Origin of the sequence: Bradyrhizobium sp. HKCCYLRH2047 (assembly GCF_051168175.1) — a bacterium.
Lineage (GTDB): Bacteria > Pseudomonadota > Alphaproteobacteria > Rhizobiales > Xanthobacteraceae > Bradyrhizobium.
The window spans coordinates 435863-461122 of record NZ_JBNPUM010000001.1 but is presented as its reverse complement, the minus strand read 5'-3'; the positions used below and the strand labels follow the sequence as shown (position 1 = coordinate 461122).

21 protein-coding genes are annotated in these 25260 nt (G+C 66.1%); 19 read left to right on the top strand and 2 right to left on the bottom strand.

Translation table 11 applies throughout. The features are described from left to right. Positions 1 to 38: 38 nt before the first annotated feature. From miaB to ACQR1D_RS02100, 8 genes are all read left to right on the top strand, one after another. Positions 39 to 1436, top strand: a complete 1398-nt coding sequence (miaB, locus tag ACQR1D_RS02135) for a tRNA (N6-isopentenyl adenosine(37)-C2)-methylthiotransferase MiaB (protein ID WP_434838680.1) — start codon at positions 39 to 41, stop codon at positions 1434 to 1436. A gap of 64 nt (positions 1437 to 1500) precedes the next feature. Then, complete coding sequence (locus tag ACQR1D_RS02130) at positions 1501 to 2478, top strand: PhoH family protein (RefSeq protein WP_316215359.1); 978 nt, start codon at positions 1501 to 1503, stop codon at positions 2476 to 2478. A gap of 62 nt (positions 2479 to 2540) precedes the next feature. Further along, positions 2541 to 3050, top strand: coding sequence for an rRNA maturation RNase YbeY (gene ybeY / locus ACQR1D_RS02125; RefSeq protein WP_315803925.1), 510 nt, complete (start codon positions 2541 to 2543; stop codon positions 3048 to 3050). A 2-nt stretch (positions 3051 to 3052) separates the two neighbouring features. Next, complete coding sequence (locus tag ACQR1D_RS02120; RefSeq protein WP_315803926.1) at positions 3053 to 4222, top strand: hemolysin family protein; 1170 nt, start codon at positions 3053 to 3055, stop codon at positions 4220 to 4222. An 11-nt stretch (positions 4223 to 4233) separates the two neighbouring features. Then, positions 4234 to 5829: an apolipoprotein N-acyltransferase gene (gene lnt / locus ACQR1D_RS02115; RefSeq protein WP_434838887.1), complete on the top strand. Its 1596-nt coding sequence runs from the start codon at positions 4234 to 4236 to the stop codon at positions 5827 to 5829. Between the two features lie 232 nt (positions 5830 to 6061). After that, the gene (locus ACQR1D_RS02110; protein WP_006615449.1) at positions 6062 to 6478 is read left to right on the top strand and encodes a helix-turn-helix domain-containing protein; all 417 of its coding nucleotides are present in this window, start codon (positions 6062 to 6064) and stop codon (positions 6476 to 6478) included. Between the two features lie 323 nt (positions 6479 to 6801). Beyond that, the gene (locus ACQR1D_RS02105) at positions 6802 to 7929 is read left to right on the top strand and encodes a M20 family metallopeptidase (RefSeq protein WP_434893658.1); all 1128 of its coding nucleotides are present in this window, start codon (positions 6802 to 6804) and stop codon (positions 7927 to 7929) included. Beyond that, positions 7926 to 8663 (top strand): tRNA (guanine(46)-N(7))-methyltransferase TrmB, encoded by a 738-nt coding sequence (locus ACQR1D_RS02100; RefSeq protein ID WP_315803928.1) that lies wholly within the window; start codon positions 7926 to 7928, stop codon positions 8661 to 8663. Before ACQR1D_RS02105 ends, ACQR1D_RS02100 begins: the two co-directional genes overlap by 4 nt. 21 nt (positions 8664 to 8684) lie before the next feature. Here the strand turns inward: ACQR1D_RS02100 and ACQR1D_RS02095 are convergent, their stop codons facing one another. Further along, the gene (locus ACQR1D_RS02095) at positions 8685 to 9761 is read right to left on the bottom strand and encodes a DUF2336 domain-containing protein (RefSeq protein WP_434893659.1); all 1077 of its coding nucleotides are present in this window, start codon (positions 9759 to 9761) and stop codon (positions 8685 to 8687) included. 424 nt (positions 9762 to 10185) lie between these two features. Between ACQR1D_RS02095 and rimP the strand changes: the two genes are divergently transcribed. The 11 genes from rimP (at position 10186) to ACQR1D_RS02040 (ending at position 23144) form a co-directional block, all read left to right on the top strand. Next, positions 10186 to 10947, top strand: a complete 762-nt coding sequence (gene rimP, locus ACQR1D_RS02090; protein WP_434893660.1) for a ribosome maturation factor RimP — start codon at positions 10186 to 10188, stop codon at positions 10945 to 10947. A gap of 14 nt (positions 10948 to 10961) precedes the next feature. Continuing rightward, on the top strand, positions 10962 to 12584 hold the full coding sequence (nusA, locus tag ACQR1D_RS02085; RefSeq protein WP_316179038.1) for a transcription termination factor NusA: 1623 nt from the start codon (positions 10962 to 10964) through the stop codon (positions 12582 to 12584). A gap of 80 nt (positions 12585 to 12664) precedes the next feature. Then, on the top strand, positions 12665 to 13378 hold the full coding sequence (locus tag ACQR1D_RS02080; protein WP_315803932.1) for an RNA-binding protein: 714 nt from the start codon (positions 12665 to 12667) through the stop codon (positions 13376 to 13378). 77 nt (positions 13379 to 13455) lie between these two features. Next, positions 13456 to 16218, top strand: coding sequence for a translation initiation factor IF-2 (infB, locus tag ACQR1D_RS02075; protein ID WP_434884981.1), 2763 nt, complete (start codon positions 13456 to 13458; stop codon positions 16216 to 16218). Between the two features lie 161 nt (positions 16219 to 16379). Beyond that, the gene (gene rbfA, locus ACQR1D_RS02070; RefSeq protein WP_315716923.1) at positions 16380 to 16796 is read left to right on the top strand and encodes a 30S ribosome-binding factor RbfA; all 417 of its coding nucleotides are present in this window, start codon (positions 16380 to 16382) and stop codon (positions 16794 to 16796) included. After that, complete coding sequence (gene truB, locus ACQR1D_RS02065) at positions 16796 to 17902, top strand: tRNA pseudouridine(55) synthase TruB (protein WP_315803934.1); 1107 nt, start codon at positions 16796 to 16798, stop codon at positions 17900 to 17902. The genes rbfA and truB overlap by 1 nt, the downstream gene beginning before the upstream one ends. Positions 17903 to 17904: 2 nt before the next feature. Continuing rightward, positions 17905 to 18174, top strand: coding sequence for a 30S ribosomal protein S15 (gene rpsO, locus ACQR1D_RS02060; protein ID WP_015663225.1), 270 nt, complete (start codon positions 17905 to 17907; stop codon positions 18172 to 18174). 359 nt (positions 18175 to 18533) lie between these two features. Then, positions 18534 to 20690 carry a polyribonucleotide nucleotidyltransferase gene (gene pnp, locus ACQR1D_RS02055; RefSeq protein WP_315803936.1) on the top strand — a complete coding sequence of 719 codons (2157 nt, stop codon included), beginning with the start codon at positions 18534 to 18536 and terminating at the stop codon, positions 20688 to 20690. Positions 20691 to 20832: 142 nt separating this feature from the next. Then, positions 20833 to 21303 (top strand): GNAT family N-acetyltransferase, encoded by a 471-nt coding sequence (locus ACQR1D_RS02050; protein WP_316179032.1) that lies wholly within the window; start codon positions 20833 to 20835, stop codon positions 21301 to 21303. 114 nt (positions 21304 to 21417) lie between these two features. Further along, positions 21418 to 22254, top strand: coding sequence for a hypothetical protein (locus tag ACQR1D_RS02045; RefSeq protein ID WP_316179029.1), 837 nt, complete (start codon positions 21418 to 21420; stop codon positions 22252 to 22254). 74 nt (positions 22255 to 22328) lie between these two features. Then, a complete protein-coding gene (locus tag ACQR1D_RS02040; RefSeq protein ID WP_316179027.1) occupies positions 22329 to 23144 on the top strand; it encodes a hypothetical protein in 816 nt (271 codons plus the stop codon). A gap of 18 nt (positions 23145 to 23162) precedes the next feature. Here ACQR1D_RS02040 and ACQR1D_RS02035 read toward each other — a convergent pair whose 3' ends face one another. Beyond that, entirely contained in the window at positions 23163 to 25148 is a 1986-nt protein-coding gene (locus ACQR1D_RS02035) for an autotransporter outer membrane beta-barrel domain-containing protein (RefSeq protein ID WP_434838683.1), read from the bottom strand. Between the last annotated feature and the right edge of the window lie 112 nt (positions 25149 to 25260).

Here is a 25260-nt window from a genome sequence, read left to right as displayed (position 1 = left end):
CGCCAATTGGGCGCGCCTCCGACTGCATGCAAGGGTTCATGACGCCGCCGCGCAAGCTGCACATCAAGTCCTATGGCTGCCAGATGAATGTCTACGATGCCCAGCGCATGGTGGACACGCTGGCGCCTGAGGGCTTCGTCGAGACCGCCGAGGCCAGCGACGCCGATCTCGTGATCCTCAACACCTGTCACATCCGCGAGAAGGCCTCCGAGAAGGTCTATTCGGAGCTCGGGCGGCTGCGGGTCGCCAAGGAGGACGCCGCGCGGGCCGGCCGGACGATGCAGATCGCCGTGGCCGGCTGCGTGGCGCAGGCGGAAGGCCAGGAGATCATCACCCGCGCGCCCACCGTCGACGTCGTGGTCGGGCCGCAGAGCTACCACCATCTGCCGCAGCTCCTGGCCCAGGCCCGCCGCGGCGAGCGGGCGATCGAGACCGAATTCCCGGCCGACGACAAGTTCGGCTTCCTGGCGAAGCCCAGCCGCGAGGCCATCCGCGCCCGCGGCGTCTCGGCCTTCGTCACCGTGCAGGAAGGCTGCGACAAGTTCTGCACCTTCTGCGTGGTGCCATATACACGCGGCAGCGAGATGTCGCGCGCGGTGGCGCGCATCGTCGACGACGTGGCGCAGCTCGCCGACAACGGCGTTCGCGAGATCACTTTGATCGGCCAGAACGTCAACGCCTATCACGGCGAAGGCCCCGACGGCCTGCCCTGGACGCTGGGTCGGCTGCTCTACAGGATTGCCGAGATTCCGGGCGTGGCGCGGATCCGCTACTCGACCAGCCATCCTAACGACGTCGACGACAGCCTGATCGCGGCGCATCGCGATCTCGCAGCGGTGATGCCGTTCGTGCATCTGCCGGTTCAGTCGGGATCCGACCGCATCCTGAGCGCCATGAACCGCAAACACACGGCGACCGATTATCGCAAAGTCGTCGACCGTTTCCGCGCCGTCCGTGACGACATTGCATTCTCTTCGGATTTCATCGTCGGGTTCCCGGGCGAGACCGAGGAAGATTTTCGCGCCACCCTCGCCCTGATCGACCAAATCGGCTACGCTGCGGCCTATTCGTTCAAGTATTCGCCGCGTCCGGGAACTCCGGCAGCGGACATGCCGGAGATGGTGTCAGCGACCGAGATGGACGAGCGATTGGAGCGCCTCCAGAGCTTGATCGACAGCCAGCAAGCAGCCTTCAACAAGGCCGCGATCGGCCAGGTCGTCGACGTGCTGTTCGAGCGGCCAGCGCGCAGGCCCGGGCAGCTCGTCGGACGGACCGCGTATCTGCAGCCGGCTCACGTCATGGCGTCCGACGACATCATCGGCCAGGTTCTGCCGGTGCGGATCGACAGTCTCGAACGCTACAGCCTGCTCGGCGAGCTCGTCACGGCCGCGCCGGCAGTGATCTCCCCCACGCCCCTCGTGTCCATCGGAGGCTGAGCACTTGCCCAAGAGCGCATCGGATTCGTCTTCCCTCGCTCCCAGCCGCAAGTACGACCGCGACATGTCCATGCCCCCCGAGACCCAGGTCGTCATCGATTTCGACGACAACCGCGCCGCATCCGCCCTGGTCGGCCCCTACGGCCAGAACCTGGCGCTGGTCGAACGACGCCTCGGCGTCGTCGTCGATTCCCGCGGCAACCACATCACCATCGGCGGCACCCGCGACGGCTGCGATGCCGCGCGGCGCGTGCTGGAATCGCTCTATGCGCAGGCCGTCAAGGGCCAGGATCTGGCGCAGGGCGACGTCGAGGGCGCGATCCGCGCCGTGGTCGCGCAGGGCTCGCTGTTCGAGTTCGACGCCAAGAACGCCAAGAACGCGTTCGAGAGCATCAACCTGCGCAAGCGTCCGGTGCGCGCCCGCACCGCCGCGCAGGATTCCTATATCCGCGCGCTGAAGCGCCACGAGCTGGTGTTCGGCATCGGTCCGGCCGGCACCGGCAAGACCTGGCTCGCGGTCGCGCATGCAGCGCAGCTGTTCGAGCGGAAGGAAGTCGACCGCATCATCCTCTCACGCCCGGCTGTCGAAGCCGGCGAGCGGCTCGGCTTCCTGCCTGGTGACCTCCGCGAGAAGGTCGATCCCTATCTGCGCCCGATCTACGACGCGCTGTACGATCTGATGGATGCGCGCATCGTCGAGCGTGCGCTGCAGGCCGGCGAGATCGAGATCGCGCCGCTCGCCTTCATGCGCGGGCGCACCTTGACCAATGCCGCGATCATTCTCGACGAGGCGCAGAACACGACGTCGATGCAGATGAAGATGTTTCTCACGCGCCTGGGCGAGAACAGCCGCATGATCATCACCGGCGATCCCTCGCAGGTCGATCTGCCGAACGGCCAGACGTCGGGCCTCGCCGAGGCCGCGCGGCTGCTCGACGGCGTCGACGGGATCGCGCAGGTCAGGTTCACCGGCGAGGACGTCATTCGCCACGAATTGGTGGCGCGTATCGTCGCCGCCTATGAGAGCCCAAAGGCGCGCTGACCCCGAGAGCAAGCTCGCCGATCGGCGCGTGATCCAAGCGCCATCCGCACAGAACGACCAGGATGCCACAAAGTCCCATTCCAACCACCGAGGTGATCGTCGCCGCCGACTGCTGGCAGGACCAGCCCGACGCCGAGGACGTCATACATCGCGCCATCGTCGCCGCCGCCGAGACGGTCGACGCGGACGTCGGCGACGCCGAGATCGCGGTGATGCTGACGGACGACGACGGCATCCGCACCCTGAACAGCAATTGGCGCGGCATCGACAAGCCGACCAACGTGCTGTCGTTTCCGGCGCTGCAGCCGACCGGCCCGCGTGGCGACGACGACGCGCCGCGCATGCTGGGCGACATTGCCATCGCCTACGAGACGCTGCGGCGCGAAGCCGACGAGGAGCAGAAGCCGTTCGACCAGCACCTCAGCCATCTCGCGGTGCACGGCTTCCTGCACCTGATCGGCTACGATCACGAGACCGACGACGAGGCCGAGGAGATGGAGGCGCTCGAGCGCGAGATCCTGGCCCATCTCGGCATCCCCGATCCCTATGCCGACCGGGAGCGGACGAATTGATCATGGCCGACTCCGAACCCATTCACGACAATCCGCGCAACACGCGCAATCTTCCGGCCGTGGTGCCGGCATCCGAGCTCGGCCGCTCGCCGAGCGAGAACTGGCTTTTTCGCGCGCTGCGCAATCTGTTCGGATGGAAGGGCGGCGGATCGGTGCGCGACGACCTGCAGGTCGTGCTCGACGCCTCGACACCCGACGACATCGGCTTCTCCGCGGTCGAGCGCACGCTCCTGCGCAACATCCTCGATCTGCACGAGCGGCGGATCGCCGACGTGATGGTACATCGCGCCGACATCGTCGCGGTCAGGCGCGACATCACGCTCGGCGAGCTGATGAGCCTGTTCGAGAGTGCCTCGCATTCACGGCTCGTGGTCTACAACGACACGCTCGACGATCCCGAGGGCATGGTCCACATCCGCGACCTGCTCGCCTTCACCACCGCACAGGCGCGCGTCTCGGACGAGGTCAAGGCGCGGCGCAAGAAGCCGCTGCCGGCCGGGCTCGACCTGAAGGCAGTCGACCTCTCGATGCCGCTGTTCGAGGCCAACATCATCCGCAAGCTGCTCTATGTGCCGCCATCGATGCGCGCGATCGATCTGCTGGCGCAGATGCAGGCCTCGCGCATCCATCTGGCGCTGGTGGTCGACGAATATGGCGGCACCGACGGACTGGTCTCGATCGAGGACATCGTCGAGCAGATCGTCGGCGAGATCGACGACGAGCACGACAGCGACGAGCCGCCGGCGATCGTGCGGCAGGCCGACAACGCCTTCATCGCGGACGCCCGCGCCAGCCTCGACGACGTCCGCCGGGTGATCGGCGAGGAGTTCGTGACGGGCGAGGCCGGCGAGGGCGTGGAGACGCTCGGCGGCTATCTCGTCAACCATGTCGGCCGGCTGCCGGTGCGCGGCGAACTGATCTCCGGCCCCGGCAATTTCGAGGTCGAGGTGCTCGATGCCGATCCGCGCCGGGTCAAGCGGCTGCGCATCGCGCCGCGCAAGGAACGCCCCACGCCCCGCCCGCCGCGCGAAAGCCGGCGTCGAGACGTTGCGCCGGAAGTGACCCCGCCGGACACGGACGTCCCGGCCGAGCCGCCGCCGGCAGAGGCCGGCCCTGCGCCGGTCCATGATGATAGCAGCCCGCCACGGGGCGACGGAGCCAGCTCACAGTGATCCGCCCATCGATGATTCGCGGCCTCGCCATCGGCGTTGTCCTGGCCTGGGGCTGGAAGCGTGCGGCGATCGCGCTCGCCGCCGGCGCGCTCTCCTCGCTGGCAATGGCCCCGTTCAACGCCTGGCCGGTGCTCGCGATCACCTTCCCTGTTCTGGTCTGGCTGATCGACGGCGCCGCCGCGGGACGGCGGCGCGGCATCCCGGCTGCCGCCTTCACCGGCTTCTGCTTCGGCATGGGCTATTTCGTGCCCGGCCTGTACTGGATCGGCAACGCGTTCCTGGTCGATGCCGACACCTTCGCCTGGCTGATGCCGTTCGCCGTGCTGGGCCTGCCGGCCTATCTCGCGCTGTTTCCGGCGCTGGGCTTCGCCTTGGCCCGGTTGATCTGGACGCGTGATGCAACCCGCATCCTGGCGCTCGCCGTCTGCCTGACCGCGAGCGAATGGCTGCGCGGCCACGCGCTGACCGGCTTCCCCTGGGACACGTTCGGCTATGCCCTGTCGCAGCCGCTCGCGCTGGCGCAATCGACCTCGCTGATCGGGATCTGGGGCATGACGTTCCTGGCGATCGCGATCTTTGCCAGCCCCGCGGTGCTGATCGACGGCAAGACATGGCGTGAACGCTGGCGGGCGCCGGCCGCGGCGGCCGCCCTGCTCGTGATGATGGGCGTGTTCGGCGTCATCCGGCTCGGACTGCATCCGACCGCCTTCGTCGCCGACCTCAAGCTGCGGATCATGCAGCCGAACCTGCAACAGGACGTGAAGTTCAACTACGGCGCCAAGGCCGACGTCATGCGCCGCTATCTGGCGCTGTCGGACCGCGCCTCCGGCCCGAACGCCACCGGTGTCCGGGACGCCAACGTCCTGATCTGGCCGGAATCGGCGTTCCCGTTCTTCCTGACCCGCGAGGCGGACGCGATGGGCCAGATCGCCGACCTGCTGTCACCGGGCACTGTGCTGATCACCGGTTCGGTCCGCGCCCCTGACGCGCCTCGCAACACCCCCATCACCCGGGCCTACAATTCGATCTACGTGATCGATCACGACGGCACCGTGCTGTCGGTCTACGACAAGCTCCATCTGGTCCCATTCGGCGAGTTCTTGCCGTTCCAGACTCTGCTGGAGCGGATCGGGCTCGAGCAGCTCACGCGGGTGCAGGGCGGCTTCATCCCCGGCACGGTGCGACGCAACCTGGACGTGCCACACGCCCCACGTGTGCTTCCTTTGATCTGCTACGAGGCGATCTTTCCGAGCGACAGCGTGCCGAGCGAAGAACGACCGGGCTGGATCGTCAACCTGACGAACGATGGCTGGTTCGGCATATCGACCGGTCCTCATCAGCATCTGCAGCAGGCGCAGTGGCGCGCGATCGAGCAAGGACTTCCATTAGTTCGATCTGCGAACACCGGCATCTCCGCAGTGATCGATCCGGTCGGCCGTATCGTTAAGCAATTGCCTCTCGGCGCAGAGGGCGTGCTGGATTCCGCGCTGCCTGTTGCGTTGCAGCCGACCGTCTATGCAAGGCTCGGCGACATTCCGGTTGCGATCCTGTTAGTGATCGCCCTGAGCACCGTCGTTCGCAGACGTGTTGCTCAAAAGCTTCCCTGACGACAGCAAGATCTCGATTCTTTCCGGGTCAGTAAGATTTTTTTTGACAAGCAAAACCCCAAGTGTTGACAGATAGCTGCTGCAATTCGCATTCTCGCGCGGCAGCATGAGCCGTCCAGTTCGTTGCTCGGCCGTCTTCGTTAGTACGACATGCGAACATAAATTGACGGTGCGAGCGCCTGAGGCATACTGCGACCGCCTCGTTCCGAGGCCCATTCTGAGGAGTTGAGAGATGTCGACGAAAGCGCCCAACCCTGTTGACAAGCATGTCGGCAGCCGGGTGCGGATGCGCCGTATCATGTTGGGCATGAGCCAGGAAAAACTTGGTGAGGCTCTCGGACTCACGTTCCAGCAGATACAGAAGTACGAAAAAGGCACCAATCGAGTCGGCGCCAGCCGGATTCAGCAGATCTCGGAGGTTCTGCAGGTCCCGGTCTCCTTCCTGTTCGAAGGGGTCCCGAGTGGCGGGACCAACGGTGAAGCTTTCGGCGAAGGCGCTTCGCCCGCCTATGTGTCTGATTTCCTGGCGACCTCCGAAGGACTGGCGTTGACCCGCGCATTCACGCGGATCCACGATTCGAAGCTCCGTCGCAGCATCGTCGACCTGGTCGAGCAGATCGCTGATCGCGAAGCTCCGGAAGAAGGCTAGCTGATGCGCCGGCGCTGACATTCCTATCGTGATCACTCTCATAGGAATGTCAGCGCCCTCGGGGGGCCATCAGCGGGGCACGTTTGCGGACGACGCGCTGGGCACGCTGCGTTCCGACAGACGAATGAGCCGATAGACAGGTTGGATCACGACCAATAGAGCGCGATGGCTCTCCTTCGGGAAAGGCTATCGCGCTCTAAATCTTTTTATGCACATGTGGCCTGGAACTCCGGCGTCCCGGCCGCCAGCCCGCCCTGCCACGCGCCAGTGCGCCCAACCGCCTGCTACCACTTCGTAACCATCGAGAACGATTTACAAAGCTCATGATAACCAGCAGCCCGTTCGATAGTCGCACAATCCTCGAAGGCATCCGCCAATGGGTCGAGATCGAGACCCCGACCGATGCACCTGATCAGGTCAACAAGCTGGCTTCCCTGGTCGCGGGTGGCTATCGCGGGCTCGATGCCACGATCGAACGGATCGCCGGACGCGACGGCTGCGGCGACCACCTCGTCGCACGGTCGTCGTGGGGACAGGACGAGCCTGGCATCCTGGTCCTGAGCCATCTCGACACGGTGCATCCGATCGGGTTCATCGCGCGGCTGCCGTTCTCGGTCGACGGCGACGTCGCGTACGGTCCGGGGATCTACGACATGAAGGGCGGCGCGTATCTCGCCTTTCACGCCTTTCGTCAGCTCTGCGAAGACGGTCAAAAATCGCCGCTCGGCATTACTCATTTGTTCGTCTCGGATGAAGAAATCGGCAGCCCGACCTCGCGTGCGCTGATCGAGGAGGAAGGCCGCAAGGCCAAATACGTTCTCGTCACCGAGCCCGCCCGTGACGGCGGCAAGATCGTGACCGGACGCAAGGGCGTGGCGCGGTTCGACGTGACGATCCGCGGCGTGCCCGCGCATGCCGGCGCGCGTCCACAGGATGGACGCAGTGCGATCCGCGAACTCGCCAAGGTCATTCACGCCCTCGAGGCGCTCAACGACCCCGCCCGCGGCATCACCGTGAATGTCGGGGTCGTGCGCGGCGGCACACGTCCGAACGTGATCGCCGAGGAAGCTTATGCCGAGGTCGACGCACGGCTGCCGACGCCTGCCGATGCCGAGGAAATCCTGCCCAAGATCCTGGGGCTGACCTCGCGCAGCGATGGCGTCACCGTCGAGGTGAGCGGCGAGGTGAACCGGCCGCCTTACGTCAAGGGCAACGCCGGCGCCGCCCTGTTCGAGCATGCGAAATCGCTCGCCGACGAAATCGGCTTCGAGCTGATCGACACCTATACCGGGGGCGGTTCCGACGGCAATTTCACCGCACCGTTCACGGCGACGCTCGATGGGCTCGGCGTCGATGGCAAGGGCGCGCATACACATTACGAGCAGATGTACATCTCCTCGATCGAGCCGCGGACAAGGCTGCTCTACCGCCTCTATGAAACGCTGCGATGAGCACCGCAATCAACATGCCCGTCGACGACGACAATCACACCGACACCGCGGCCCTGCATGGTCAGGGCTCGTTCTTCGGCCGGCGCAAGGGCCACAAGCTGCGGGCGCATCAGGCCGACCTGGTCGGCAACCTGCTGCCGCATCTCGCGCTCGATCTCGCCGCTCCCGCGGATGCCGTGCTGCCCACGCTGTACGATCCGCCGGTCGACGCGCTGCGGCTGGAGATCGGGTTCGGCGGCGGCGAGCATCTTGCCGCCGAAGCAAAGGCGTTTCCGACCACCGGCTTCATCGGCTGTGAGCCCTATGTCAACGGCATGGCCAAGATCCTGTCGGCGATCGAGGCCGACAACATCGGCAATATCAGGCTGCTGGCCGGCGACGCCGCCGAACTGCTGGCCTGGCTGCCGCCGCGATCGCTGCAGCGGATCGACCTGATCCATCCCGATCCCTGGCCGAAGCGGCGGCACTGGAAGCGGCGTTTCGTGCAGGATGCGACGATCGCCGCGATGGCGCGCGCTCTCGAGCCCGGCGGCGAGTTCCGCTTCGTCAGCGACATCGCCGACTATTGCGCCTGGACGCTGTGGCATCTGCTCCGGTCGCCCGAGTTCGCCTGGACGGCCGAGCGCGCCGACGACTGGCGTCTGCCCTGGCCGGGTTACACCATGACGCGCTACGGACGGAAGGCGACGCGCGAGGGCCGCGTCGCCAACTATCTGATCTTCCGCCGCCGCTGACCGCTGCGCCGTAGGCGTCATTCAATGCCGTGTCTTCCAGAACGCGACGACCCGCTCGGCGGTCGATGGCAGCAGGCGCGCGTAGCTGACCCTGATCGCATCGATGTCGCGCGGCGCCGGCACGCGTTTCGGTCCGAGGCGCAGCAGGATCATTGCGTACACGGTGCGCCAATCGAGCCCGATCATGCGCCCCAGGATCAGAAGCGGATCGTGACGATCGCCCGACATGAGCCGGTCGAGCGTCGCGATCTTCAATCCCGTCATTGGGGCGAGCGCCGCGATGACCTCCTCGTATTTGTGCTCGGATGCGAAGCCGAACAGCGCCGACTGGTCCAAGGCACCGGCTTCATACAGCGACAGGATGGTCCGCTGCGCCGGCACGAAATTGCGCGCGCTGTCTGTTGGCTGCGCCGCATCGGCGAGCTCGGCGAGGGCCTGCTTGATCCTCGCCTGCTTGTCCGGCGGCACCACATCGAACAGCCGCCGCCTGATGACATCGAGCGCGCCGGCCAGCAGCTGTTTCAGATGATCGTCGGAAACATCGTCGCGCCGGCCGACCGTGAGCGTCAGCACGCCGTCTGAACTCGCGCGGTGGATCAGCGCGGCATAGCCGCGCGGGGAAAACGCGGCGCCATCATTGGCAGCGGTCCGCCGCACCACGTCGCGATCACCACGGCGCACCAGCACATCGGTCATATCGGCCGACAGGCGCGTCCGCTCTGCCATCGCGAGCAGATGTCCCTGGCTCTTGTCGCGCGCAATGGCGATGAGCACGGGATCGTCGAGCACGAGCGAACGGCGCAACAGCGGACCCGCCACCGCAACCTCGTCGTCGCGCGCCAGCCGGCTGACGACGGCACGGGGCGCCCTGAGGAGCCGCGACAACCGCTCCGCCAGATCGATCCGCGTCGGCAGATCCGCGAACGGGACCAGATCGATCAGGAGACCGTCGAACAGATTGATGTGCTCGGGACGCAGCTTCGTCGCATCCTCGAAGAACAGGTCGGCGATGCGGCGCGTGGCCTCGAGGCCGCGTTCAGCATTGCCCTGCCTGACGATCCGGCCGAGGCCGGGGATCAGCGCGGTTGCCGGGGTCATGACGTCTACTCGATACGCAACACGACACGTTTCCGTGCGCTCCGCTCCGTGCGGCACGACTACGGAGGCGAAAAGCGCGAACTCAGCTCATTTTTAAGCGATCTTGGTGAATGAAGGGTTAGACCCCGCGGCATTCGGCCGTTCCCGGTCGGGGAAAACGATCCGATCCGCACTCCTGGCGCGGAGCAGATTCCCAGTTCCAGGCGCCGTTTGAGCCGACACGACCCTTGCCGTCAGGCGGCAAAGCGGCTATATGAGCGCCATCAAACATCATCTCATATACGATCGCGTAGTGAGGGTGGGCCCTTCCGGACCCGCTCTTTTTTGTTACCTGGATCGCTCCGCCACGGGCGGGATCGGTCCGGTGAGCGCGATCGAACAGGCCCGACGGCCCAACCAAGCAAGACACGCGATCGACGCCTCGATGACGGAACCTACGTTCGCAACCGCTGACACCGACCTCCTGACCGAGCCCCGTCTCGTCGTCGAGCCGGGCGTCGCGGCGCGCGTTGCGGCAGTGGCTGACCCGGTGCTGCAGGGAATGGGGTACCGCCTGGTGCGGATCCGTATTTCGGGCGAAGGCGGCTGCACGGTCCAGGTGATGGCCGAGCGCCCCGACGGCACGATGCAGATCGAGGATTGCGAGGCGGTGTCGCGGGCGCTGTCGCCGGTGCTGGATATCGCCGACCCGATCGACCGTCCCTACCGGCTCGAGATCTCCTCGCCGGGCATCGACCGGCCGCTGGTCCGCCGCTCCGATTTCGAGCGCCATATCGGGCATCTCGTGAAGATCGAGATGGCGCTGGCGCATCAGAACCGCAAACGCTTCCGCGGCATCATCAAGGGCGTCGAAGGCGACGGCGTCCGCATCACCCGCGACGACGTCGCCAAGGACCAGGATGCCGATGTCGTGCTGCCGATGACCGACATCGGCGACGCCAAGATGGTGCTGACCGACGAGCTGATCGCCGAATCCATGCGCCGCGGCAAGGCCGCCGAGCGTGAGAAGAAGCGCGAGCTCGGCATTACGCCGCCGCTGGCGCCGCACGCCAAGCCGGCGGCCCAGGCCAAGCCGAAGCCGAAGTTGAAAGACAAGCAGCCGGCCAAGAAGCCGCTGCCGACCAACACCAAGAAACATCGCCTCGCTGCCGACCGCGCGCGCAGGGGCGAGATCGATCCTGATTAGAGGAGACTTGAGCCATGGCCGTCAGCGCCAACCGGTTGGAACTGCTGCAGATCGCCGACGCCGTCGCGCGCGAGAAGTCGATCGACCGCGGCATCGTGATCGCCGCGATGGAAGACGCGATCGCCAAGGCCGCCCGCGCCCGCTACGGCAGCGAGACCGACGTTCATGCCGAGATCGATCCGAAGAAGGGTGAGCTGCGGCTGTCGCGCCACATGCTGGTGGTCGAGAAGGTCGAGAACCCCTCCAACCAGATCTCGCTGGATGATGCGCGCCGCGCCAACCCGGGCGCCCAGATCGGCGACACCATCGCGGACACCCTGCCGCCGCTGGAATATGGCCGCATCGCCGCGCAATCGGCCAAGCAGGTCATCGTGCAGAAGGTGCGCGAGGCGGAGCGCGACCGGCAGTACCAGGAGTTCAAGGACCGCATCGGCGACATCGTCAACGGCGTCGTCAAGCGCGTCGAGTATGGCAGCGTGATCCTCGACCTCGGCCGCGGCGAGGCCATCATCCGCCGTGACGAGATGCTGCCGCGCGAGGTCTTCCGCAACGGCGACCGCGTCCGCGCCTATGTGTTCGACGTGCGCCGCGAGACCCGGGGACCGCAGATCTTCCTGTCGCGCACCCATCCGCAGTTCATGGCCAAGCTGTTCGCGCAGGAGGTGCCGGAGATCTATGACGGCATCGTCGAGATCAAGGCGGTCGCTCGCGACCCCGGCTCGCGCGCCAAGATCGGCGTTGTCTCCCGCGACTCCTCGGTCGACCCCGTCGGCGCCTGCGTCGGCATGCGCGGCTCGCGCGTGCAGGCCGTGGTGAACGAGCTGCAGGGCGAGAAGATCGACATCATCCCGTGGTCGCCGGACATCGCGACCTTCGTGGTCAACGCGCTGGCGCCGGCCGAAGTCGCCAAGGTCGTCATCGACGAGGACCGCGAGCGCATCGAGGTGGTCGTCCCCGACACCAATAACCAGCTCTCGCTGGCGATCGGCCGCCGCGGCCAGAACGTCCGGCTCGCCTCGCAGCTGACCGGCTGGGACATCGACATCCTGACCGAGCAGGAGGAATCGGAGCGCCGCCAGGCCGACTTCGAGAATTCCACCCGCGTGTTCATGGAATCGCTGAACGTCGACGAGGTCGTCGGCCAGTTGCTGGCGTCCGAAGGCTTCACCTCGGTCGAGGAGCTCGCTTTGGTCGACCTCAAGGATCTCGCCGGCATCGAGGGCTTCGACGAGGAGACCGCGACCGAGCTGCAGACCCGCGCCCGCGAATTCCTCGAGCAGCAGGAAGCCGAGCTCGAGGCCAGGCGCAAGGAGCTCGGCGTCGAGGACGCGGTGAAGGACGTGCCCGGCGTCACCACCAAGATGCTGGTCAAGTTCGGCGAGAACGACATCAAGACGGTCGAGGACCTCGCGGGCTGCGCCACCGACGATCTGGTCGGCTGGACCGAGCGCAAGGAGGGGGGCGAAGCCACCAAATTCCCCGGTTTCCTCGACGGTCTCGATGTCTCCCGCGATGACGCCGAAGCCATGGTCATGCAGGCCCGCGTCAAGGCCGGCTGGATCAGTGAGGCTGACCTCGCCAAGGCCGAAGCCGAGCCCGAGAATGAGGACGAAACGACCGAAGGACAGCCCGCCTGACCCGTTTGGCTCGCCCCATGGACACCGCAATGACCCCCACCCTGACCCAGCTCGCTTGAGATGAGGAGCCGCATCACCGCATGCTCGCTTTGGCCGACCCCGAGCTCGACAATGGACCGCGGACCGAGAAGTCCGCGACCATGCGCATGTGCGCGGTCAGCCGCGAAGTGCGGCCGATCGGCGAGCTGATCCGCTTCGTCGTCGGCCCGTCGGGTGAGGTCGTGCCCGACATCAAGCGCAAGCTGCCGGGGCGGGGCTTGTGGATCACCGCCTCGCGCCAGGCGGTTGCGGAGGCGGTGCGGCGTCACCATTTCAGCCGAGGCTTCAAGACCAACGTCCGCGTCCCGCCTACCCTTCCCGAAGACCTGGAAGCCTTGCTGGCCCGCAGCGCGATCGAAGCGCTGGGGATTGCCGCCAAGGCCGGCGAGGTCGTCTCCGGTTTCTCCAAGGTGGAAGCGGCGCTGTCGCAGCGGCAGTCACGGTCGACCTTGGCAGCCCTCGTCCATGCTGCGGACGGTGCAGCCGACGGGATCCGCAAGCTCGACGCGCTGGTGCGGCCGAACGCCGAGGGTCAGGGCCAAGCCCCGACAATTCCGATCATCTGCTGTCTCACTTCGGCAGAATTGGATTTGGCACTTGGGCGCTCAAATGTGATACATGCTGCCGTGCTCGCAGGCCCGGCGAGCAGGACATTCCTGTCGCGCAGCCAGACACTGGTCCGATACCGGTCGGCCGACGCTGACAAGATTGCCGGAACCGCGGCCACGAAATCTGCTTCGACTTCGAAGACATAGCGACGAATACGCGACGATTGCACGAATGGGACGGTGCGGCAGACCCGCACGCAGGTAAACGAGATTAGGACGACTGAATGGCCGACAACAACACTCCGGGCGACAAGAAACTGAGTGTCCCGACCAAGACCTTGACGCTGAAGCCGCGCGTCGAGACTGGCACGGTGCGCCAGAGCTTCCCACATGGCCGGAGCAAGCAGGTGGTGGTCGAGAAGCGCGGCACCAAGCGCCGTGTCGGCGATGGGGCGCCCGATGCGCCGCACGCGCCGGAGCCGACCGTCGCCAAGGCGCCGACGCCGCCGCCGACGAGCAACCGCCCGTCCGGGCCGCGGTCATCCGGTCCACAGCGCAGCGGCTCAGGCGTCGTGCTCCGCACCCTGACCGAGGACGAGCGCTCGGCGCGCGCCAGCGCGCTGGCCGACGCCCGCGTGCGCGACATCGAGGAACGCCGCCAGGCCGAAGAGGAAGCCCGCCGCCGCGCCGAGCGCGAAGCCGCCGAACGCGCCGAGCGCGAGGCTGCCGAGGCGCGCCGCAAGGCCGAGGAAGAGCGGCACCGTCACGAAGAGGAAGCCAAGCGCAAGGCCGAGCTCGAGGCCAAGAAGCGGTTCGGTGAAGGCGAGGCGCCCCGTCCCGCGACATCCGCGCCGCAGCCCGCCGCGACCGCACCGGCCCGCTCGACGCCCGCCCCCGGCAGGCCCGTCGGCGCACCGGGCAGCCGGCCGCAGCAGATTGGTGGTCCGAGCTCGCGGCCCGGCGGCGCTCAGCCGGCGGGCGCCCGCCCGGCCGGCGCCCGTCCTGCCGCAGGCGGCCCGCTCGGCCGCGCGCCGGCGGCGGTTGCCGCCGGTCCGGACGAGGATGAGGGTCCGCGCCAGATCCGCAGGGGTCCCGGCGGAGCCGCACGTCCCGCGCCGCCGCCGAAGACCACGCACAAGCCGGGTCCGCAGAAGCAGCGTGGCCGCCTGACGGTGGTCACGGCGCTCACGGCCGACGATGTGCGCGAGCGCTCGATCGCATCGTTCCGCCGCCGCACGCAGCGCCTGAAGGGCCATGCCGCCAACGAGCAGAAGGAGAAGCTCGTCCGCGAGGTGACGATTCCGGAAGCCATCACCATCCAGGAGCTGGCGAACCGCATGTCGGAGCGCGCGGTCGACGTGATCCGTCTGCTGATGCGCCAGGGCGCGATGCACAAGATCACCGACGTGATCGATGCCGACACCGCGCAGCTGATCGCGGAAGAACTCGGCCACACGGTCAAGCGCGTCGCCGCCTCGGACGTGGAAGAGGGCCTGTTCGACGTCGTCGACGATTCGACCGACACCGAGCCGCGCTCGCCGGTCGTCACCGTCATGGGCCATGTCGACCACGGCAAGACCTCGCTGCTCGACGCGCTGCGCCACGCCAACGTGGTCTCGGGTGAAGCCGGCGGCATCACCCAGCACATCGGCGCCTATCAGGTGACCGCGCCGGATTCCGGCAAGAAGATCACCTTCATCGACACGCCCGGCCACGCCGCGTTCACCGCGATGCGCGCCCGCGGCGCCAAGGTCACCGACATCGTCGTGCTGGTGGTCGCGGCCGATGACGGCGTCATGCCGCAGACGATCGAGGCCATCAACCACGCCAAGGCGGCGAAGGTGCCGATGATCGTGGCGATCAACAAGATCGACAAGCCCGACGCCCGTCCCGAGCGCGTCCGCACCGAGCTGCTCCAGCACGAGGTGCAGGTCGAATCGCTGGGCGGCGAGGTCGTCGACGTCGAGGTGTCCGCCAAGAACAAGACCAATCTCGATCGTCTGCTCGAGATGATCGCGTTGCAGGCCGACATCCTCGACCTCAAGACCAATTCGGATCGCCCGGCCGAGGGCACCGTGATCGAAGCCAAGCTCGATCGCGGCCGCGGCCCGGTTGCCACCGTGCTGGTTCAGCGCGGCACCTTGCGGGTCGGCGACATCATCGTCGCCGGCGCCGAGATGGGCCGCGTCCGCGCGCTGATCTCGGACCAGGGCGAGACGTTGCAGGAGGCAGGCCCGTCGGTGCCGGTCGAGGTGCTCGGCTTCAACGGTCCGCCGGAAGCTGGCGATCGTCTCGCCGTCGTCGAGAACGAAGCCCGTGCCCGCCAGGTCACCAGCTACCGCGCGCACCAGAAGCGCGAGAACGCGGCAGCCTCGATCTCCGGCATGCGCGGTTCGCTCGAACAGATGATGTCGCAATTGAAGACCGTGGGCCGCAAGGAATTCCCGCTGATCATCAAGGCCGACGTGCAGGGCTCGCTGGAAGCCATTCTCGGCTCGCTGGAGAAGCTCGGCACCGAGGAGGTCGCCGCCCGCATCCTGCATGCCGGCGTCGGCGGCATCAGCGAGTCCGACGTCACGCTGGCCGAAGGCTTCAACGCCGCGATCATCGGCTTCTCGGTGCGAGCCAACAAGGAAGCGGCCGCGCTCGCCAAGCGCAACGGCATCGAGATCCGCTACTACAACATCATCTACGACCTCGTGGATGACGTGAAGAAGGCGATGAGCGGTCTGCTTGCGCCGACGCTGCGCGAGACCATGCTCGGCAATGCGCAGATCCTCGAGGTGTTCAACATCTCCAAGGTCGGCAAGGTCGCCGGCTGCCGCGTCACCGACGGCACTGTCGAACGCGGCGCCAATGTCCGCCTGATCCGCGACAACGTCGTGGTTCACGAGGGCAAGCTGTCGACGCTGAAGCGCTTCAAGGACGAAGTGAAGGAAGTGCAGGCCGGCCAGGAATGCGGCATGGCCTTCGAGAGCTACGGCGACATGCGTGTCGGCGACGTCATCGAATGTTATCGCGTGGAGACCATCCAGCGCTCGCTGTAAGTCCGAATCCTACAGAGCGCTGCAATTCGAGTGAGCAGCGATTCCGTGCAGATGCGGAATCGCTGCGCCTCTTGAACTTAACGAAGCGTCGTTGAACTCAATCAGAATGATCCTCTCGCCCGTGCTCACGCCGGGCGACGATCCATTGGATTTTTTGAAAAATGCCTCGCCATCACCAGAGGGGAAGCGCCGCTTCCGGCGGCTCGCAGCGTCAGTTGCGCGTGGCCGAGACCGTGCGTCACGCTGTCGCCGACATTCTCAGCCACGGTGACGTGCACGATCCGGACCTGGAGGGACACATCATCACGGTGCCCGAAGTCCGCATGTCGCCCGACCTGAAGCTCGCCACGATCTACATCATGCCGCTCGGCGGACAGGATACGGACGTCGTGCTCACGGCGCTGGAGCGCAACAAGAAGTTCCTGCGCGGCGACATCGCGCGGCGCGTTAACCTGAAATTTGCACCTGACATCCGCTTCCGCGTCGACGAGCGATTCGACGAAGCGGAACGGATCGAGAAATTACTGCGAACACCCGCGGTGCAGAGAGACCTCAATTCGGATTCGGAAGAGAGCTGATGACCATTCCCCCCGAAACCGGCACTGTCGACGCGCCGAGCGCCGAACCGACCACGGCCAAGACGATCCATTCTGCCGACGGACGCCCGTTGCGCGACAACAATGATCCGCGCAACAAGCAGCGCCAAGGAAACGGTCAGGGCAACCAGCCGCGCCGCGATCGTCGCGACGTCCATGGCTGGGTCGTGCTCGACAAGCCGATCGGCATGACCTCGACCCAGGCCGTGGCGGTGGTGAAGCGCCTGTTCCAGGCCAAGCGCGCCGGCCATGCCGGCACGCTCGATCCGCTCGCCTCCGGCGGCCTGCCGATCGCGCTGGGCGAAGCCACCAAGACGGTCCCCTTCGTGATGGACGGCCGCAAGCGCTACCGCTTCACCGTGACCTGGGGCGAGGAGCGCGATACCGACGACACCGAAGGACGGGTTGTCGAGACCAGCGACAGCCGGCCGGATGCCGCGGCGATCCGGGCGCTGCTGCCGCAATTTACCGGCCGGATCGAGCAGACGCCGCCGCGCTATTCCGCGATCAAGGTCCAGGGCGAGCGCGCCTATGATCTCGCCCGCGACGGCGAGGTCGTCGAGCTGCAGCCGCGCCCGGTCGAGATCCATGAACTGACCCTCGTCGACCAGCCCGACACCGACCATTCGGTATTCGAGGCGGAATGCGGCAAGGGAACCTATGTCCGGGCGCTGGCCCGCGACATGGGCCGCCTCCTCGGCTGTTACGGCCATATCAGCGCGCTCCGGCGGACCCTGGTGGGTCCGTTTACCGAGAACGACATGATTCCGCTGGAACAGTTGGAGGCTTTGTGCAATAGAGCCGCGTCCGGTGAGGGAAGCCTCGCCGACGCACTCCTGCCCGTTGAGACCGCGCTGGACGACATCCCGGCACTGGCCGTCACTCGGGCTGATGCGGCAAGGCTCCACAGGGGCCAGGCCGTTTTGTTGCGCGGACGGGATGCGCCCAATAGTAGCGGCACAGTCTATGTCACGGTCGCAGGCCGCCTTCTGGCGCTTGCCGAAATTGGCAATGGCGAACTCATCCCCAAGCGCGTGTTCAACCTGACCGGACTGACTGCCAGCTCCGGTCGCAACGAAAGAGACTGACGATGTCGGTGACCGCAGAGCGCAAGGCGGAAATCATCAAGGCGAACGCCACCAAGGCCGGTGATACCGGTTCTCCCGAGGTGCAGGTTGCGATCCTGTCGGAACGCATCAACAACCTGACCGGCCATTTCAAGACCCACGGCAAGGACAATCACTCCCGCCGCGGCCTCCTGAAGCTGGTGTCGACCCGCCGTTCGCTGCTGGACTATCTGAAGAAGAACGACGAGGCGCGCTACAAGGCGCTGCTCGAGAAGCACAACATTCGTCGTTGAGCTTCGCTATGGAATGAGCGCGCGCATCATTGCGCGCGTTGACGACATGATCCTGAGGACGCCGCACGCGCGGCGTTCGCTCATCCGGGATCATGCGGTCTGGCCGGATCTGGAAAGAAGCGGATACGCTCTTCGACTGATCCGACCAGGACCATGCAGTACGCTTCAGCAGCAATCCGGCCGCTGGGCGTGACGGGCAAGGTGCCCGTTATTTACGAGAAGGATGGACGCCATCCGAAATAAGAAAACCATGGCAGGATCGCAGGCCGCTGATCGCATTCCAGCGCCCCGCAATCTTGCGCATGGTTTTTTTGTTTCTGGGGAGTCTGCCTTCGATCATCTCATGAAAGAAGATACCCATGTTTACCAAGCATTCCGTCGAGATCGACTGGGGTGGGCGTCCGCTCAAGCTGGAAACCGGCAAGATCGCCCGCCAGGCTGACGGCGCCGTCGTCGCCACCTATGGCGAGACCGTCGTGCTCGCGACCGTCGTCGCCGCCAAGGCGCCGCGGGAGGGCGTCGACTTCCTGCCCCTGACCGTCGACTATCAGGAAAAGACCTACGCCGCGGGCCGCATTCCCGGCGGCTATTTCAAGCGCGAGGGCCGTCCAACCGAGAAGGAGACGCTGGTCTCCCGCCTGATCGACCGCCCGATTCGCCCGCTGTTCGTCGATGCCTGGCGCAACGAGACCCAGGTCATCGTGACCGTGCTGTCGCACGACATGGAGAACGATCCGGACATCGTCGCGCTGGTCGGCGCGTCGGCCGCGCTGACGCTGTCGGGCGTGCCGTTCAAGGGTCCGATCGGCGCGGCCCGCGTCGGCTTCGCCAATGACGAATATATCCTCAATCCGACCCTCGACGAGATGGCCGATACCCAGCTCGACCTGGTGGTCGCCGGCACCTCGGACGCCGTGCTGATGGTGGAATCGGAGGCCAAGGAGCTCAACGAGGACATCATGCTCGGTGCGGTGATGTTCGGTCACCGTCACTTCCAGCCGGTGATCAACGCGATCATCGAGCTCGCCGAAAAGGCCGCCAAGGAGCCGCGCGACGTCGCGATCATCGACAACGCCGCGATCGAGAAGGAGATGCTCGGGATCGCCGAGCAGGACCTGCGCACCGCCTACGCGATTCCGATCAAGCAGCAGCGCTATGCTGCCGTCGGCGCCGTCAAGGAAAAGGTGATGGCCTACTTCTTCCCCGAGGGGCAGGAGCCGAAATACGACAAGCTCCGTATCGCCGCCGTGTTCAAGGAGCTCGAGGCAAAGATTGTCCGCTGGAACATCCTGGACACCGGCAAGCGGATCGACGGCCGTGACGCCAAGACGGTGCGCAACATCGTCTGCGAGGTCGGCGTGCTGCCCCGCGCCCACGGTTCGGCGCTGTTCACCCGCGGCGAAACCCAGGCGCTGGTCGTGACCACGCTCGGCACCGGCGAGGACGAGCAGTACATCGACGCGCTGTCGGGGACGTACAAGGAGACGTTCCTGCTGCACTACAACTTCCCTCCCTACTCGGTCGGTGAGACCGGCCGTCTCGGCGGCACCAAGCGCCGCGAGATCGGCCACGGCAAGCTCGCCTGGCGCGCCATCCACCCGGTGCTGCCGCCGCACCACGAGTTCCCCTACACGACTCGCGTCGTGTCGGAGGTGACCGAGTCCAACGGTTCGTCGTCGATGGCGACCGTGTGCGGCTCCTCGCTGGCGCTGATGGATGCCGGCGTGCCGCTGAAGCGGCCGACCGCGGGCATCGCGATGGGTCTGATCCTGGAAGGCAGCCGCTTCGCCGTGCTGTCCGACATCCTCGGCGACGAGGACCATCTCGGCGACATGGACTTCAAGGTCGCGGGCACCGAGAGCGGCATCACCTCGCTGCAGATGGACATCAAGATCGAGGGCATCACCGAGGAGATCATGCGGGTTGCGCTGGGCCAGGCCCGCGAAGGCCGCATCCACATCCTGGGCGAGATGTCCAAGGCGCTGACCGCCGCGCGCGCCGAGCTCGGCGAATACGCGCCGCGCATCGAGACCTTCAAGATCCCGACCGACAAGATCCGCGAAGTGATCGGCACCGGCGGCAAGGTGATCCGCGAGATCGTCGAGAAGACCGGCGCGAAGGTCAACATCGAGGACGACGGCACCGTGAAGGTCGCCTCCAACGACGGCGAGGCAATGAAGGCCGCCATCAAGTGGATCAAGTCGATCGCCTCCGATCCGGAGGTCGGCCAGATCTATGACGGCACCGTCGTCAAGGTGATGGAGTTCGGCGCCTTCGTGAACTTCTTCGGCACCCGCGATGGCCTCGTGCACATCTCGCAGCTCGCCGACAAGCGCGTGCAGAAGACCACCGACGTCGTCAAGGAAGGCGACAAGGTCAAGGTCAAGCTGCTCGGCTTCGACGACCGCGGCAAGACCCGGCTGTCCATGAAGGCGGTCGACCAGACCACCGGCGAGGATCTCGAGGCCAAGCAGAAGGACGCGCCCGCCGAGGCGCGCGAAGCCGCCGGCGAGTAAGGCCGGGGCACCCTTCGAGTGAAACACAAAGGGCGGCTTTCGAGCCGCCCTTTTTTGTTGTCCTATTGGTCGCGCACCCTCGCGCGTCCCATGTCACGGCTGCGGATGCAGAGGCCGTCACCCCCGCTCAAGGTCACCCCACATGCACCATCCTATCATCCGCCCTGCCCGCCCGGACGAATACGACGCCGTCGCCAGGCTCTGGATGGAGAGCTGGTGTTCGACGGGCCTGGAAACGCAGAGCGAGAGGCTGCTCGCTGTCCTCAGGGAGCGCGTACCGCGTGAAGTCGCTGGCGGTTGGAGCCTGTATGTCGCCGACGACCGCGGCGGCCTCGCGGCGATGCTCGCGATCAACGTCCCCACGCTCTATCTCGACCAGCTGATGATCGCCCCGTCCCATCAGGGCCGCTCGCTCGGCCGCCGGCTGCTCGCCTTCACCCGCGAGCTGCTCCCCGACGAAGTGTGGCTGCGCTGCGCAAAGGGCAACGACAAGGCGTGGCGCTGGTATGAGCGCGAGGGCTTCGTGCTGGAAAAGGAGGAAGCTGACCCGCTGCACGGCCGGATCATGAAATATTATCGCTGGAAGCGTGACGGTCAGGCGGCGGGCTCCTGATCGCAGAGCGTGCAAGCGCAAATCTTGCGCGTGACGACCGGAAACCGTTGCGTGCGCCTTCGCAGGCGAACTAAGTTCGAGTTCCCGACGACCTTGCATTCTCGAACCGTCCCCATGTCCGTGCCGCTCCTGCCGATCCGTCGCCTTGCGCTCGTCGTCATCGCCGCTGCCTTCGCAACCGGGGCTTGGGCCCAGGCTCCGTCAGCAACAGCGCCCAAGGCCGCCCCCGCGACCAAGAAACCCTCCGGAAAGACAAAGGCGATGGCGAAACCAGGCGCCATCGAAAGCGGTCCGTGCCGTCTTGGCGTCATTTCCGCACTCGGCGACCAGCTCGCCGTCAGCAAGTTCGGCCTCACCGTGTTTGAAATCGAAGAGGACGAAGTCACGTTGCCGGGATGGGGACTGGACGACCTCGCCATGGCGCGCGTGCGCGCGGCCACCGGCGGCGACCCGACCGTGCACAGGATCGGCTATCCGAAAGGCGCGTTCGAGCCCTACTACCATCCGACGTCGCGCTTCCTGCCCGATCCGAAGGAGAGCCTGGCCTCGATCGTGCGCAACGTCACCACGAATGCAAATTGCGAACGCTACCTCGTGGTCACCAGGTTTGAGGCGACCATTCCCAACACCACCCTGAGGCTCAGGGGCATTGGCGCTTACAATCAGGGCCTCGGATCACTCATCCGGCACTCGCACCTGTTCGCGAACGTCAACATCACGCTGATCGACGGCCATTCCTACGAGAAGATCGGCTCATTCTCGGCGGATACCGGCGCACGGCTGGCCGAGACCATGAGGCTCACCGAGGATCCCCTCAACAAGCTCGACAATGCCGACTTCCCCGAGCCTCTTGCCGCCGCAGCCACCAGCACCGTGCTACGCGAACGCCTGCGCAGCCTGGTCGCGGCGAAGCTAGATCGCGACCTGCCGAGCTACCTGAAGATCGAATGAGCCGTCGCCCGCTGTCATACGCCTCGAACGGGCTTCACCGTCCGCATTCGTTTCTCCCAGCACGAGTTTTCCCAGTGACGATTTCACGCCTGCTCGCGCCGCTGCTCATTGCCGTGCTCTGGTCGGGCACCAACGCCCTGGCGGAATCGTCACCTGCGCCGCTGAGCGCCAAGCCTGCGGCAAAGCCGGCGGCCGGCGTTGCCAAGGCCGCCAAGCCGGCAAGGGCCGTCCGCGAGGGCGGACCGTGCGAGCTCGGGGTGATCTCAGCGCTTGGCGATGTCTTCACGGTGCAGAAGAACGGCATGACCCGCCTGGGCAATGAGTACGCCGAGGTGCCGGTCTCCTGGGGATTCGACGATATCGTCTATGCGCGCGTGAAAGCCGCCGCGGGTGATGCCGGGATCCGCCGCATCGGCGTCCCCAAGGGGTCATTCGATCCGTTCTATCAGTCACCCCCGATCAAGGCTGAGAACGGGAAGCTCACACCCATCGTCAGGAGGGTGGCCGGTTCGGCGGGGTGCGCTCGTTACCTCGTGATCACCCGCCGGACCGACAGCGAACCCTCGACGAACGACGAGGTCACCGGCGTCGGCGTGGTCAATCGGGGCGAGGGTTTTGGCCGGATCAGCCACGTCTTCATCATGATCGATATCCAGCTCTATGACGGCGCGACATTCGAGACGCGCGAGCCCGCCACGAGTTCCAAGGCGCTGCTCTCACGGCTGACGTCCGGCGTCGGACCGCCGTCTCATGCCGGCGACGTCGACAACTCCGCATTTCCCGCCTCGCCGCCGGATGCCGCGAACAACAACGTGCTGCGTGACATGGCGCGTTCGATGCTCAAGTTCCGGCTCGACCAGCGCCTGCCGGCCTATTTCGGGCGCGAATAGAACCATCAGCTCGGCGCGTCATAGCCGGATCTTAAGCACCGCATGGCCTGACTGCTGGACGAGGCCGGACGGCGTCGCGTTGATGCCGTAGCGAACGCTGAGGTCGAGGCGGTCGTTGCCCGCAGCGACAAGACCAAGCCCGGCCGAGTAGACCCAGGGCGACAGGCTGAGGCCACGGGTGACGAAGCCGTCGCCGCCGCCGGAGAAGGCGGCGCCGATCTGCAATGCCTGGTTCAGCGCGTTGTAGCCGACGCCGACATCGCTGATCAGACGAACCTGCGTTGTCGGCGCATAGACCGCTTTCAGCTGCGCCGTCGTCACGAGTTCCTGATAGACCTGAGGATCGACGTTGAGGCTGAAACCGCCGGCACCGCCTTCCCGATAGGAGCCGCTGCGAACCGTGCCGTAGTCCAGGCGCAGTGCAGGAACGAGCGCGAGGTCGTCTTGCAGCGGAATGCGGGTCTTGATGCCCGCACCGGCGTGGCCGTTGTAGGAACGATAGCTGCCGCCGGCGGACGCGCCCATGAAGCTCAGCGACCGGCTTTCGCTGTTGTCGCTCGATCCGCCGTCGAGCTGATAGTCGAAGGTGACATCAGAAGTGACGGCGTAGGCCCCATAGAGCCCGAGCTGATAGGAGGCGAGACCGAGACGGTTTGGCACCGCATCGTCGCTTCCGCTGATCGTGTGATGAGAATAGCCAAGAACGCCGCCGATGATGGCGCGGGACGAGACGGCGACATCGGCGCCGAGCGCCAGACCCGCGCCGGCGGCACTATACCCGGGAACGCCATCACGTCCCGTCTGCTGCGCGGTGCCGCCGAGAGGCTGCATCCAGACATTGCGGCCAGCAGCCCAGCCGATGCTGCTGACCTCATCGAGCCTGTTGGTCATCGTCTGCCGGAACGCCTGCTGGCTGACATAGGTCGCCTGCGACGCCGCCCCGGTCAGCACCGGCAGCGTCTGCTTGACGGCGGCACTGAGCGAGGGACCGCTGAGATTGTCGAGCGCGGCAAATCCCGAGACCATCGATCCGGTCCAGCCGGCCGACGTCATCGACAGCCGGTACAGGACGTCGGCGGCTTCCAGGCCGACGCGGCCGCCGGCCGACCGAAGCGCAGCGCCATAGGGCTGGATCAGCGACATCGTCGCCAGATCGCCGGTCATGCTTCCCGTGAGATCATACGTCGAGGTGACCATCTGCGCATTCGACGCATTGCCGCTCATCGCGCCGTAGAGGCTGGTCAGGCTGCCGCGCGACAGCGTATTGAACAGCACGCTTCCCTCCGGGGTGACCGAGCCGAGCAGCGTGAAGCCACCGGCCGTGCTGCCGGTCGGCGCGACGCCCGCACCCCAGAAATAGCCGTTCTGATAGTTGGTGATGATGAAGCGGCCCGGTGCCTGCGTGCCGAACAATGTCGGACTGACGATCCGCCACGGCGTGCCGGCGGTCCATGCCCATTGCGGCACGGAGTTGGCCGGCACCGGTGCTGACGGCGGCGGCGTGAAGGTCGCGGGATCATAGGGCAGCATGTAGGCCCAATGCGTCACCAGCAGGCTGTCGCCGGTGATCATCTGCATTTCCATGCTGGTCACGCCGTTGACGTTGCGCATATAGCCGAGCCCGACGGTCGCAGTGCCGCCGCCGGTCGGCGTGAACAGCATGGTGATCTGGCCGCTGGTGGTGACGAAGCCCTGGATGGTCGAGGTGTCCGTCAGCAGCGCCGGGCCGATCCTGAGCTGCGCGACGCTGGTGCCGGTGAAGGCGCCGTTGGTCGCGGTGCCCAGGGTCCACAACGTCTGGTCACCGATCGGGACCGGATTGGAGAAGCCCGTCTTCGGCGACAGGTAGGCGAGCAGTTGCGCCGTCGGCACATACCAGTTGGTGTTGGAGATCGTGGAGTCCCAGACGCTCGATTGCGCCTTCGCCGGCCCTGCGCCCCCTGCCGCAAGCACGATGCCGGTCATCGCGCAGAGAGCGATGACACGGACTTTCGAACGCAGCATCAATCGCCCCCACGACTTGTCTTGCTGCCGGCGCGAGCGTCTGGCTGACGGCCGCGGCCGATGCACCGGTCATGATGCATCGCAGCGTCGTCGCAACAGCCAACCGCAAGAG